Source organism: Streptomyces sp. NPDC005374 (genome assembly GCF_042872225.1).
In the GTDB taxonomy this organism is placed as follows: Bacteria; Actinomycetota; Actinomycetes; order Streptomycetales; family Streptomycetaceae; genus Streptomyces.
Genome location: NZ_JBIAKA010000041.1, coordinates 1 through 12,766, shown reverse-complemented (window position 1 = coordinate 12,766; position 12,766 = coordinate 1). Strand labels below are relative to the sequence as shown.

Genomic DNA, 12,766 nt, shown 5'->3' with positions numbered 1-12,766 from the left:
GGGGGGGGGGGGGGGGGGGGGGTTTGGGCCCCCCCCCCCCCCCCGCGGGGGGGGGGGGGGGGGGGGCGCCCCGGGGGTGGGGGGTGTCCGTCCTCGGTCCGGCGGCTCGGTCGCTCGAGCAGTGCCCGGTTCCGGACGCCGGCCGCTGCGGGCGGACACCCCCCACCCCGTCCCCTACGCGCCGTACGCGGCGAACGGCCCACCGTGGCGCACGACCAGGCAAACAGTCCGTCATGGCGCAGGCTGCCTGAACTCCCCAGGGGCGCGGGGAACTGCGCGACCAGCCCCCACCGGCCCGCGGTCGCCCGACAACCCGCCCCGGCACCCTCAAGCCCAGCGCAGCTGGCGGCGCGGGGGTGGGGAGCGGTCCGTTGTGGCGCAGGGTGCCTGCAGCTCCTTAGGGGCGCGGGGAACTGCGCGACCAGCCCCCACCGGCCCGCGGTCGCCCAATGAGCGAACCCGGCCCCCCACACGCGAAATCCACCAGCGCCCCCACAAGGAACCCGGTGACAATGAACCGGTGCGGTACAGAATCCTGGGCGTTACCCAGGCAACGGACAGCGACGGTGCCGTCATACCCCTGGGTGGCCCCCGCGTACGCGCCCTGCTCGCCGCCCTCGCCCACCGCCCCGGCCATACGGCCACCGCGGAGACCCTGATCGACGAGGTCTGGGACGACGAGCCGCCCCAGGACGCCCCGGCCGCCCTCCAGGCACTGGTCGGCCGGCTCCGCCGTACCGTCGGCAAGGACGCGATCGTCTCCGACCCGGGCGGCTACCGGCTGGCCGCCGCCGAGGACGACGTGGACCTCCAGGTCTTCGAAGGTCTCGTGACGAAGGGCACCGCCGCCCTCGCCCGCGGTGACGCACACGCGGCCGCCCAGGACCTCACCGCCGCCCTCGCCCTGTGGCGCGGTCCCGCCCTCGCGGACCTCCCGGACCGTACCGCCGCGGTCCGCCCGGAGGCACTGCGCCTGAAGGCCACCAAGGCCCGGATCGAGGCGGATCTGCTGCTCGGCCGCGCCCAGGACGTCGTACCGGAACTGCAGGAGCTGACCGGGGTCCATCCGTACGACGAGTCCCTGCACGTCCTGCTCATCCGCGCCCTGCGCGACAGCGGCCGCGGCGCCGATGCCCTCGCCGAGTACGAGAGCACCCGGCACGCCCTCGCCGACGGCCTCGGAACCGACCCGGGCCCGGAACTCCGCGCCCTGCACGGTGAGTTGCTCGCGGCCCCGGGCTCCCTTACCCGCCCTCGAATCGAACGCGGCGGCAACATCCGTCCGCGCCTTACCTCCTTCGTGGGTCGGGAACCCGAACTCGTCGCCATCCGTTCCGAATTGCACAGGGCTCGCCTCGTCACCCTCACCGGACCGGGCGGATCCGGAAAGACCCGTCTCGCCGAGGAGGCCACCGCCGGCCACCCCCAGGCGTGGCTGGTCGAGCTCGCCCCGCTCGACCGGCCGGAGGCGGTGCCCGGTGCGGTGGTCAGCGCGCTCGGCCTGCGCGAGACCGTGCTCATGACCACCGAGCTGACGGCTCCGCAGGACGACCCGCTCGCCCTGCTCGTCGAGTACTGCGCCACGCGCAGCCGACTCCTGATCCTTGACAACTGCGAACACGTGATCGAAGCGGCGGCCCACCTCGCGGAGACCCTCCTCACCCGCTGCCCGGGGCTCACGATCCTGGCCACCAGTCGTGAACCGCTGGGCGTACCGGGGGAGTCGGTACGGCCGGTCGAGCCCCTTCTCCCCGACCAGGCGGACCGTCTCTTCACCGAGCGTGCCGCCGGCGTCCGTCCCGACGTGGCCGGTGTGCTCGCCGACAAGGAGGCCGTCGCCGAGATCTGCCGTCGCCTCGACGGTCTGCCGCTCGCCATCGAACTGGCGGCGGCCCGGCTACGGCTCCTCACACCTCGCCAGATCGCAGACCGCCTCGACGACCGCTTCCGCCTTCTCATCTCCGGCAGCCGTACCGTCCTGCCCCGCCAGCAGACCCTGCGGGCCGTGGTCGACTGGTCCTGGGAACTGCTCGACGAGCCGGAGCGGACGCTGCTGCGCGAGGTGTCCGTCTTCGCCGGAGGCTGGGACCTGGAGGCGGCGGAGGCCGTGTGCACCGGGCCGGCCGCGGAGCTCCTCGGGGCACTCGTGGACAAGTCCCTCATCGTGGCGGGCCCGTGGGGGAGCGACGGCTCCGACGGCATGCGCTACCGCATGCTGGAGACCATCCACGAGTACGCCGTCGAGCGCGCCGCCGAGTCCCCCGCCCTGCGTGCCGCCGCCGAACGCCGACACCGCGACTGGGTGCGCGCGTTGGTCGAGGAGGCCGAACCCCGACTGCGTTCAGCCGGTCAACTCCCCTGGATCTCCCGCCTGGAGACCGAGCTGGACAACATCCGCGCGGCCCTCGACCGCACCCTCACCGCGGGCGACGAAGCGGAGGGCACCGCCCTGGTTCTCGCCATGGGCTGGTTCTGGTGGCTGCGCAACTACCGCCGCGAGGGCATGGCGTGGGCGGACCGGGTGCTGTGTCTGGGGGTGGCGCTGGACAGACGGAGCGCCACCGCCACCGCCCCCGCGCAGGTCACGGCCGACGAACCCGCCGAGGACCCGATCGACGTCCACCTCGACGCCCCGTACGCGGAGATGACCCATCCCGCGCACCGCGCACGCATGAACCTCCGCATGCTGTACTTCTTCCTCCGGGCCGAGACCGAGCCCGTCGACGGTCGGCTCGACCAGCGTCTGCGTCGCTACGTCACCCGCGTCCGTGAACACTTCGAGCGCGGCGGCCCCGACGCAGCCCGCCTCCCCGGCCTCATCTGGCCCATGGCCGGCCTCGTGCTGGGAGACCCCGTCGACATCCGCACCCTCATGGACGCCTCCCTGGCCAACTGCCGGCTCCACGGCGACGACTGGTCCGTGGCCGTGACCCTGATGTTCCGCACCCACACCGTGGTCGACTCCCCGGGCGGCATGGCCGGTGTGGACGACGACCTGGGAGAACTGCGTGTCCTCAGCCGCCGCGTGGGCGACCGCTGGCTCCGCGCCCAGGTCAGCAGCGCGGCCGGAGAGGCGGCCATGGCCCGCGGGCGTCCCGCCGAGGCGAAGGAGGAGTACGAGCAGGCGTTGCGCCTCGCCTACGAGGTGGGCGCGTACGCCGAGACACCGTTCCTCATCGCCCGGCTCGCCGAGGTCGCGTACCGCACCGGCGACCGCTCGACCGCGCTGACCACCCTGGACGAGGCGAGCGCCGCCGGAGACCGGTACGGAGTCCCGGAGACCAGGGCGTTCGTCCGGCTCCTCCAGGCCCACATGGCCCTGGAGGAGAAGGCGACCGGCCGCGCGCGCGAACTGGTGGAAGCGGTCCGCGAACAGATCGGCCAGGCGTCCCCGCCGCCGATGTTCACGGTGATGCTGAACGCGGTCGACGCGATGGTGACGGTCGAGGAGTCGGGCCCGGAACAGGGGCTGCCGCTGCTGGCCGACACCGTCCGTGAGGCGATCGAGAAGCGGTGCGCCGACGCGGTCGTGGCGTCACTCGTGGACAGCGCGGCGGCCCTGCTCTGCGACCTCGGCGACCTCCCGCGCGGGGCCCGGCTGCTCGCGGCCGGTGAGCGGTGGCGCGGCGGTGACCCGCGCCCCCACCCCGAACGCGTGGCGGTGGAGCGCGCCGAGGCCGCCGCCCGCACCGGACTGGGCCCCCTGCGTCACACGGCGGAACGCACCCGGGGCACGGCTCTCACCCCGGGCGAGGCACTGGCCGAACTCGACGAGGCGCTGCGGGAACGGCGCGTCAGGAGCACCTGAACTTCGACTCCGCCCAGTCCGCGAGCATGACGTCGTCGAAGGGGCTGTGCGGCTCGACCACAAGCCGTACGGTGCTGCGCCCGGCGAGGTTCACATGGACGGGCACGGCCGGGTCACCGCCCTCCACCAGACCGGACCTCCACAGCCGGACCCCGTCGGCGTAGACGGAGAAGTGGACTGTGCCGAGGCCCAGCGTCATGTCGTCGACGCCGACCACCGCGTCATAGGAGGAGCACGCGCGGTTGAGGTCGATCGTGACGGAGGAGCGGCCGTGCACGGTCACGCCGTGGGCGTATCGCTCGTCGGCGATCGAGACGCCGTAGCGCTGCCACACCCAGCTGCTCTCGCCGATCCGCATCTCGGGCTCGCTGCCGTCGCCGGAGACGTCGTAGGCCAGCTCGCTCCACTGGTAGACGGCCGGTGGCGGCGGGGGAGGCGGGGTCGGCGTGGGCGTGGGGGTTGGTTTCGGGGGCGGTGTCGGCTTCGGCGTAGGGGTCGGCGCCGGAGCGGGGGTGGTCCTGGGCTTCGGGGTCGGTGTGGGGGTCGGCGTCGGCGTCGGGGTGGGTGCGGCGGCGACGGGGATCACCGGGGGCTGCGGCTCGGGTTCCTTCGGGGCGGGGCTGGGGTCGGCGGGCTGGACCACCGGCGCGGACGCGGGCGGCTTGGCGTCCGGTTTCCTGGCCGGGCTGTCGTCGCCGACCAGCGCGAGCGCCACCGCCGCGGCGGCCACGGCGACCACACCGGCCGCGATACCCGCCTTCACCGGCGCGCCCAGCCCCTCGGAGGCAGCGGCGCCACCGGCACCCGCCCCTCCCGAGGAACCCCCGCTCGCCGCGGCGGCCGCGCCGGCGGCACCGGCCGCTCCCGCCCCGGCGCCACCGACGATGAGCCCGACGGCCTTGGCGTACCCGGCGGCCCCGAACCAGCCGATGACCGCGAGCGGTACGACGGCGGGGATACCGCTGGCGACTTCCTTGATCTGGCCCGCGGCCAGCCGGCACTTGGCGCACTCCTCCAGGTGCTTGCGCAGGCCCCGTTCGGCCCGGGTGCGAAGTCCGCCGCGGGCGTAGGCGCCGAGCCGGTCGGCGTAGCGGGCGCACTCCTCGTCGGTGGCGAGGCTCGCGCTGACGTGGGCCTGGAGGTAGGCCTGCTTGAGGCCCTCGCGGGCGCGGCTGGCCAGCACGCGCGTGCCGTTGGCGTCGAGCCCGAAGAGGGTGGCGACCTCGCTCGGCGACTCGTCCTCGACCTCGGTGTGCCACAGCACGGCCTGCCACCGCTCGGGCAGTGACCGGAAGGCCTGCATGGCCATGGACTGCTCGGCCTCGTGCATCGCGCGCACGTCGGCGCCGAGGTCCAGGCCCGCTCCGAAGGAACCCAGGGACGCGGTGTCGTCGGACGCCTCGGCCGAACGGGAGGCCTGGGTGGCGAACACCGCGAAGTCGTCGACGAGTTGCTCGCGCTTCGCCGATTTCGTCCAGTCGGCGGCGACCCGGCGGACGCTGGTGAGCAGGTAGGCGCGCACGGCGTACTCGGGGCCGTGGCCGCGGCGTACGGCCTGGAGCATGCGCGCGAAGACCTCGGCGGTCAGGTCGTCCGCGGTGTGGCCGTCGCGGCAGCAGGTGCGGGCGTAGCGGCGCACCGACTCCGCGTGCCGCCGGTAGAGCGCCTCGTATGCGGTGTCGTCGCCGGCCCGCATCCGCTCGATCAGGTCGGCGTCGGACGGTGGCATGTCCCTGGGCGGCGGAAGGATGCTGCCGTCCTCACGGCGGTCGCGCTGGGCGGGCACGCTGCCCTCGACGGGTTCGCCGCCCTGGGCCGGGATGCCGGCCTGAGGGACGGTGGCGCCCTGGGGGATGCCGGCGTCCAGCGGAATTCCTGCCCTGCCGCCCTGCTCGGGCACCTGTGGTGTGCCGCCGGCGGCGTCCCCGTCGCCCTCGCCCTGCGGCTCGTTCCGCCCGTCAACGCTCATCGCGGAATGCCCCCGCCGCCGGCCCAACCAGTCCCGAACACCGGGTCAGAGTGCCATATCGACTTTTAGTCAGTAGGGCTGACTGCGGTGCTTCCACTCGTCCGTGGGGTTTTCCGGCAATGCGGTACTAGCCGTCACCCGTTCGGGGAATGCTCAACTGTCGTGCACTGGACCCGAGTTGAGCCGGAGTGGGATCGCGCGTCGGAAATGACCGGGAATGTGAAGGGGTGCGGACGGCATCGCGCCCGCACCCCGCTTTCACCTCTTCGAGTCACACCGGACGGGACCGCAGCCCCTCCAGCAGGATGTCCAGCAGCCGCGCCGAGGCCGCCGCCTGCTGCGCCGCGTCCGGCAGCGAGGGCGCCGCGGTCGCGATCACCAGCAGGACGTCCGACACCGACACGTCGGTCCGCAGCTCACCGGCCGCACGCGCGCGGTCCACGAGCCGGCCCACGACCTCCAGCAGCGCCGCCGCCCCGGAGTCGTCGTCGGCGGAGACCAACGGGGCCTCCTCCGGCACCAGCCGCAGCTCGCCGGCGCCCGGCGTCGTCCGCTGCTGCGGCACCCGCGTCCCGTCGTAGCCGTCGGTCTCCTCGTCGGCGACCCCGACCCGCAGCACCTGCGGCGGCAGCAGCCGCCCGGCACCGGACGCGACCGACGTACGCAGGAAGCGCGACAGCGCCGACCACGGCTCGTCCTCCTGGCCGAGTGCCGTCCGTGCCTGGTCGGTCAGCCGGGAGGTCTCCTCCTCGGCTATCCGCCGGACCAGGACGTCCTTGCTCGGGAAGCGCCGGTACACCGTGCCGACACCGACCCGCGCGCGCCGCGCCACGTCCTCCATCGGCGCGCCGTAGCCCAGCTCGCCGAAGACCTCGCGCGCCGCACGCAGTACGTGTTCCAGGTTGCGCTGTGCGTCCACGCGCAGCGGGGTCGAACGCGATACCTCACGTCCGTTGCCCGCCGCGCTCATCGCCGAGCCCATCGCGCCGCCCATCGCCCCGCCACCGGGTGCGATGGCGGACGCGGTGGACCAATGAGAGTCCTGAATGTGCATAAATAATCCCCCGGTAATGACGTCTCCCCCCGGAGACTCTCCCCGCCATCGATAAGCCGGAGCGTACGGAACAGGCCCGTTTCGCGAGTCCGCCCGAAGCGGACCCGGAGCGCATCCCCCTACACCCCGTCGACACACGAACATAGTTGAGTGGGGGTCAATTCAGAAGGGGCACGTTCCGCACGGAGCGCCCCCCGATCGGAGTACGGGCGGCAAACGCCCCGATTGCACCCCCTCCGTCCGCCCGGCGCACACCCACTGACCTGCGAACCTTCCGCGCACCCCGACATTTGCGTCGGCTCGGCGCGCCGACGACTTCCGGTCACACAAATTGTCGAGGCTGTGGACAAACTCGAGCGGCGGGTGCGTCATGGGATGGTGAAGGAACGTGCGCGCATTCTGGTTGTCGGCGGCGGCTACGTCGGGATGTACACGGCTCTGCGTCTGCAGCGGAAGCTGAAACGGGAACTCGACCGGGGAGACGTGCAGATCACCGTCGTCACGCCCGACCCGTACATGACCTATCAACCGTTCCTGCCCGAAGCGGCCGCCGGATCGATCTCCCCGCGCCACGTCGTGGTGCCGCTGCGCCGCGTACTCGACCGCTGCCACCTCGTCGTCGGCGAGATCACCGCGATCGACCACGCCAAGCGCACCGCGAACCTCACCACCCTCGCCACCGAGGAGGAGCGCACGGGCGGCGAGCAGCTGACGTACGACGAACTCGTCCTCGCTCCCGGTTCGATCGCGCGCACCCTGCCGATCCCCGGCCTCGCCGACCACGGCATCGGGTTCAAGACGGTCGAGGAGGCCATCGGCCTGCGCAACCACGTCATCGAGCAGATGGACATCGCCTCCTCCACCCGCGACCCCGCGATCCGCGACGCGGCCCTCACCTTCGTCTTCGTCGGCGGCGGCTACGCGGGCGTGGAGGCACTCGGCGAGCTGGAGGACATGGCCCGCTACACCGCGCGGTACTACCACAACGTCCTCCCCGAGGACATGAAGTGGATCCTCGTCGAGGCCTCCGACCGCATCCTTCCCGAGGTCGGCGAGGAGATGGGCCGCTACACCGTCAGTGAGCTGCGCCGCCGCAACATCGACGTACGGCTGAACACCCGCCTGGAGTCCTGCGTGGACCGCGTCGCCGTCCTCAGCGACGGCAACCGCTTTCCCACGCGTACGGTCGTCTGGACGGCCGGCGTGAAACCCAGCCCCCTCCTGGCCGCCACCGACCTCCCGCTCAACGAGCGAGGTCGGCTGAAATGCACCCCCCAGCTCACCGTCGACGGCACCACGCACGCGTGGGCGGCCGGAGACGCCGCCGCCGTCCCCGACGTCACCGCCGAAGAACACGGCAAGGAGACGGCCCCCAACGCCCAGCACGCCGTCCGCCAGGCCAGGGTCCTCGGCGACAACATCGCGCACGCCCTGCGGGGCGAGCCCCTGGAGACCTACGCGCACGCGTACGTCGGCTCGGTGGCCTCGCTCGGCCTCCACAAGGGTGTCGCGCAGGTCTACGGCCGCAAGCTGAAGGGCTACCCTGCCTGGTTCATGCACCGCGTCTACCACCTCAGCAGGGTGCCCACCTTCAACCGCAAGGCCCGCGTCCTGGCCGAATGGACCCTGTCGGGTCTCTTCAAGAGGGAGATCGTCTCCCTCGGCTCACTCGAACATCCCCGCGCGGAGTTCGAACTCGCGGCCGGTGGAAAGCCTCCTCTCGAACCGACCGACGACCCGAAGGGGTCGTCCTGACCGGACCGAGGAACTCCACGGACCGCCCCGGCGTCTGACGAATGCTGACCCGGTCGGCCCCTGCCACACTGGTGCCCGACCTGGACGGGCAGCCGCCCGTCCATCGAACCCAAGAGGTTTTCCCACCGTGCTGCACCCCCGGGCTGCCGTCCCCAGCCCCCCGGCCGGGCCCGGAGCCGGCCCGAAGACGCCGAAGACGACGACGCGAGGCAAGGATTCGTGAACTTCACGCGCTGGAGCGCCCGCCTCCCCGGAACGCAGCGCCGCGCCGCAGCGCGGACCGACGACCTGGTCACCGACGACCGCCTGAGCGAGGGCGCCGTCCCCGCGGCCCGCGCCGAACAATTGACCGTGCCGGTCCCCGCCGTCGACGAACTCCCGGTTCGCGAGGTCCTCGACCGCGTCCCCGCCCTCGTCGCCCTCGTCCACGGCCCCGACCACCGCCTCGCCTACGTCAACGACGCCTATGTAGTGGCCTTCGGACTGCGATCGCCGGGCGCACCGGCCCGCGAAGCCCTCCCCGAGCTCGACGAGATCGGCCTCCTCCCGCTCCTCGACCAGGTCCTGCGCAGCGGCAAACCGCGCACGGTCAAGTCCCGCAAGGCCCCCGACGGCCGCTCCTACACCTTCACCTGCACCCCGGTGACGGAAGGAGACGGCGGCGTACTCGTCTTCGCGACCGACGTCACCGACCACGCCGAGGCCGCCGAACGCCTCAGAGCCAGCGAGCGCCGCCAGCGCGAGACCGCCGTCACCCTCCAGCGCTCCCTGCTCCCCCAGGAGCTCGAGGAACCCGACGACCTGCGCATCGCCGCCACCTACCACCCCGGCGGCACCGAGGCCGCGGTCGGCGGCGACTGGTACGACGTCATCACCCTCGGCGGCGGCCGCACCGCCCTGGTCATCGGCGACGTCATGGGCCGGGGAGTCCGCGCGGCAGCGGTCATGGGCCAACTCCGCACGGCGGTCCGGGCGTACGCCCGCCTGGACCTCCCCCCGCACGAGATCCTCCAGCTCCTCGACGGCCTCGCCATGGAGATCGACGCCAACCAGATCGCCACCTGCGTGTACGCCATCCACGACCCGAACGAGGGAAAGCTGGTCTACGCCTCGGCCGGCCACCTGCCCATCCTGGTCCGCGACGAGAACGGCGTCGTCCTGCGCGCCGCCGAACCCACCGGCCCGCCCCTGGGCACCGGCGGCTGGATGCACGCCTCGGGCTCCATCCCGCTCAGCCCCGGCTCCACGGCGGTCCTCTACACGGACGGCCTGGTGGAACGCCGTAACGAGGACCTGGACGAGGGCATCGCAGCCCTGGAACGCGCCCTGGCCGGCGCCACCGGCACCCCCCAGGTGATCTGCGACCGCCTGGTCCGCTCCGCCGGCGTCACCGCGGAGCACGACGACGACGTGGCCGTCATGGTCCTCCAGCACCCTGCCCACACCGGCCCCGACGGCGAGCTCTTCCGCAACGCCGGACTCGAGCTCCTCGGCGGCGTCGAAGCGGCCCCACGCGCGCGTGCGTTCGCCTCCGGCGTGCTGACCAGCTGGCGCTTTCCCGTCGAACTCCATGATCTGGGCGTCCTGGCGGTGAGCGAGCTGGTGGCGAACTCCCTGCAGCACGGCACGCCCCCGATGCGGCTACGGCTGCGCCGCACCGACCGGCGCCTGATCGTCGAGGTGACGGACGGGGACGACCACCTGCCCCGGCGCCGCCGAGCGGAACCGGGGGACGAGTCCGGCCGCGGCATCGCCATCGTCGCGACCATCGCGTCGAACTGGGGGTCGCGACGGATGCCCGGGGGAGGGAAGGCGGTCTGGTGCGAGTTCGTGCTGCCTAAGGGGTAGCCAGAGACTCCGCCGTCGCCCCACCCTGTGCCACCACACGGCTCTTCCTCAGCGAAGGCTGGTTCTGCACCGGGGTCAGCTGCCTGCCCAGCCGTATCGCGAGGTACGTGATCCCCAGCGAGAACAGCAGGAACGTCACGACGTACGGCGTGTGCAGCGACGCTCCCATCGGCCCGCCGACCGCCGGGCCGACCGCCAGGGCCAACTGCTTCACCAGGGCGAAGGCGGAGTTGTACTGACCCGCCATGCCCTCCGGCGCCAGGTCGGCCACCAGCGGGGCGACGGTCGGTGACAGCATCGCCTCCCCCAGCCCGAAGAGTGCGTACGTCGACACGAACGCGGCCGTGGCCATCTGCTGGCTGCCGTGTCCGAGGCCGGCGTAACCCGCGGTGACCCACGCCACGGCCCAGATGAGCCCGACCATGGCGATCACCCGGGATCGCTTCCGCCGTTCGACGAACCGCAGCACGGCGAACTGCGCGACCACGATCATCGCGGTGTTGGCGGCCAGAGCCGACCCCAGCGCGGAGGTGGAGATCCCGGCGGCCTCGACACCGTACGCACTCAGGCCGGACTCGAACTGTCCGTAACAGGCGAAGAACAGCACGAAGCCCAGCACGCACAGCTGCACCATGGCCCGGTTGCCGAGCAGCTGCTTCCAGCTGCCCTTGGCGGACGCCGGCGCATCTTCGATCCGCGGCGAGTGCGGCAGCCGCAGTGTCGCCATCACGACCACCAGCAGCAGGAACATCGCCGCCTCGATGGCGAACAGCAGAGTGAAGGACGCGGCGCTCGTCGTGTCGACAAGATGGCCGCCGATCAGACCGCCGACGCCGAGCCCCAGGTTCTGCAGGAAGAACTGCGTCGCGAAGGCCCGGGACCGGGTGTCCGAGGTGGAGCAGTCGACGATCATCGTCGCCAGCGCCGGCTGCATCACGGCCTGACCGGCCCCGAGCGCAGCCGCCGACAACAACACGGTCGACGCGTGGTCCGCGAGTCCGAGGCTCAGCGCCCCGATCGAGGCCGTGAGAAGAGCGGCGAGCAGCACCGGAAGCGGACCCCGACGGACGATGGCCCGCCCGGCGAACGGCAGCACGACCAGCGCCGCCACCGCGAAGACGGTGAGGACGAGTCCCGCCGTCATGGCTCCCAGCCCACGCACCTGCGCCACATAGACGTACAGGTAGGGGACGGTGAAACCGAGCCCGAACGCGCTGAGTGCGTTGCCCACGTGGATCCGGCGCATCGCTGCGCCCATCGCCCTGGTCACGTTCACCTCTCTCACTAGTTAGGTCTGAAGACTTCAAAGCTAAACTTCGAAGCTAAAGAGTACATAGCGAAGGACTTCAAAGCAAAGGGGGTGCGTGCGATACTGCCGCCATGGCCGAGACCCCTGGCGTCCCCGAGCCGACGCTCGACGAGCAGATCGCCGCCTACCAGCGCGAGTTCCAGGACCTCGACCCCCAGGTCGAGCAGATCGTCTCGGCGCTCTCCCGCCTGAACCGCCGTATGAACGTCGCCTACGGCCGCCAGACCGCCGCCCTCGGCATGAGCAACGCCGAGTGGGAGGTCCTCAAGGCCCTCGTACTCTCGGGCGCTCCCTACCGGATGGGCCCGAGCGACCTGGCCAAGCGCCTCGGCCTCACGCCGGCCGCGATGACCCACCGGATCGACCGCATGCTCGCCGAGGGTCTGGTGACCCGGGAGCGGGACGAGTCCAACCGCGTCCGCGTGATCGTGGAACTCACCGCCGAGGGCCGCGAGAAGTGGCTCGAGGTGATGCGCCGGGCCACGGTCTTCGAGGAGGAACTGCTCCAGGACCTCTCCGCCGAGGAGCGCAACACCCTCGGCGACGTCCTCACCCGGCTCCTGCGTAGGGTGGAACACGCACAGCCGGACGCCGGCGGGCGACTCAGCGACCTCGACTAAAAGATCTTGACAGAGGTCGCTTGACAGCCCCCTCCACGATCCGTAAAGTTCTTCGGGTTGCCACGGGGCCGTAACGGTTCTGCGGTAGCAACTTCCGCCGCGAGAGCGGCCACTCAAACCAACAGCAAGATCTCCCAGCCGGGGTGAATTCGGTGTGCCCGAATTCAATTCGATTCCGGTGCGGACCTCGATTTGGGGCCGCCGAGAGAATCCGCTAAGGTTTGAGACGTCGGAACGGCCCAACAGCCGGGAAGGCAAGCCCCCTCTGACTGGGAGTCAGGCCCGAAAGGATCTGATAGAGTCGGAATCGCCGGAAAGGGAAACGCGGAAGCGGGAACCTGGAAAGCACCGAGGAAATCGGAGCCGGAAACGGTCTGATAGAGTCGGAAACGCAAGACCGAAG

General features: G+C 71.9%; 7 protein-coding genes. 4 read left to right on the top strand and 3 right to left on the bottom strand.

What is annotated here, in order from left to right:
• Positions 1-520 precede the first annotated feature (520 nt).
• Positions 521-3,808, top strand: a complete 3,288-nt coding sequence (locus tag ACFYRX_RS46680) for a BTAD domain-containing putative transcriptional regulator (RefSeq protein WP_389113543.1) — start codon at positions 521-523, stop codon at positions 3,806-3,808.
• On the opposite strand, the gene ACFYRX_RS46675 is transcribed toward ACFYRX_RS46680, so the two are convergent.
• Together ACFYRX_RS46675 and ACFYRX_RS46670 are read right to left on the bottom strand one after the other, a co-directional pair.
• Positions 3,795-5,777 carry a sigma-70 family RNA polymerase sigma factor gene (locus ACFYRX_RS46675; protein ID WP_389113541.1) on the bottom strand — a complete coding sequence of 661 codons (1,983 nt, stop codon included), beginning with the start codon at positions 5,775-5,777 and terminating at the stop codon, positions 3,795-3,797. The two genes, ACFYRX_RS46680 and ACFYRX_RS46675, sit on opposite strands and share 14 nt — an antisense overlap.
• Positions 5,778-6,048: 271 nt before the next feature.
• Positions 6,049-6,831 (bottom strand): TetR/AcrR family transcriptional regulator, encoded by a 783-nt coding sequence (locus ACFYRX_RS46670; RefSeq protein ID WP_389113539.1) that lies wholly within the window; start codon positions 6,829-6,831, stop codon positions 6,049-6,051.
• Between the two features lie 375 nt (positions 6,832-7,206).
• Between ACFYRX_RS46670 and ACFYRX_RS46665 the strand changes: the two genes are divergently transcribed.
• On the top strand, positions 7,207-8,586 hold the full coding sequence (locus ACFYRX_RS46665) for an NAD(P)/FAD-dependent oxidoreductase (protein ID WP_389113537.1): 1,380 nt from the start codon (positions 7,207-7,209) through the stop codon (positions 8,584-8,586).
• Positions 8,587-8,805: 219 nt separating this feature from the next.
• On the top strand, positions 8,806-10,434 hold the full coding sequence (locus ACFYRX_RS46660) for a SpoIIE family protein phosphatase (protein ID WP_389113535.1): 1,629 nt from the start codon (positions 8,806-8,808) through the stop codon (positions 10,432-10,434).
• Here the strand turns inward: ACFYRX_RS46660 and ACFYRX_RS46655 are convergent.
• Complete coding sequence (locus ACFYRX_RS46655; protein ID WP_389113545.1) at positions 10,424-11,692, bottom strand: MFS transporter; 1,269 nt, start codon at positions 11,690-11,692, stop codon at positions 10,424-10,426. The two genes, ACFYRX_RS46660 and ACFYRX_RS46655, sit on opposite strands and share 11 nt — an antisense overlap.
• 122 nt (positions 11,693-11,814) lie before the next feature.
• On the opposite strand from ACFYRX_RS46655, the gene ACFYRX_RS46650 reads away from it, so the two are divergent.
• The gene (locus tag ACFYRX_RS46650; protein WP_389113533.1) at positions 11,815-12,363 is read left to right on the top strand and encodes a MarR family winged helix-turn-helix transcriptional regulator; all 549 of its coding nucleotides are present in this window, start codon (positions 11,815-11,817) and stop codon (positions 12,361-12,363) included.
• Positions 12,364-12,766: the final 403 nt, after the last annotated feature.

Bases quoted from the DNA above. Each gene is read 5' to 3' on its own strand.
- ACFYRX_RS46670 (WP_389113539.1), bottom strand. From the start codon at position 6,831: ATGCACATTCAGGACTCTCATTGGTCCACCGCGTCCGCCATCGCACCC.
- ACFYRX_RS46650 (WP_389113533.1), top strand. From the start codon at position 11,815: ATGGCCGAGACCCCTGGCGTCCCCGAGCCGACGCTCGACGAGCAGATC.
- ACFYRX_RS46675 (WP_389113541.1), bottom strand. From the start codon at position 5,777: ATGAGCGTTGACGGGCGGAACGAGCCGCAGGGCGAGGGCGACGGGGAC.
- ACFYRX_RS46665 (WP_389113537.1), top strand. From the start codon at position 7,207: ATGGTGAAGGAACGTGCGCGCATTCTGGTTGTCGGCGGCGGCTACGTC.
- ACFYRX_RS46655 (WP_389113545.1), bottom strand. From the start codon at position 11,692: ATGGGCGCAGCGATGCGCCGGATCCACGTGGGCAACGCACTCAGCGCG.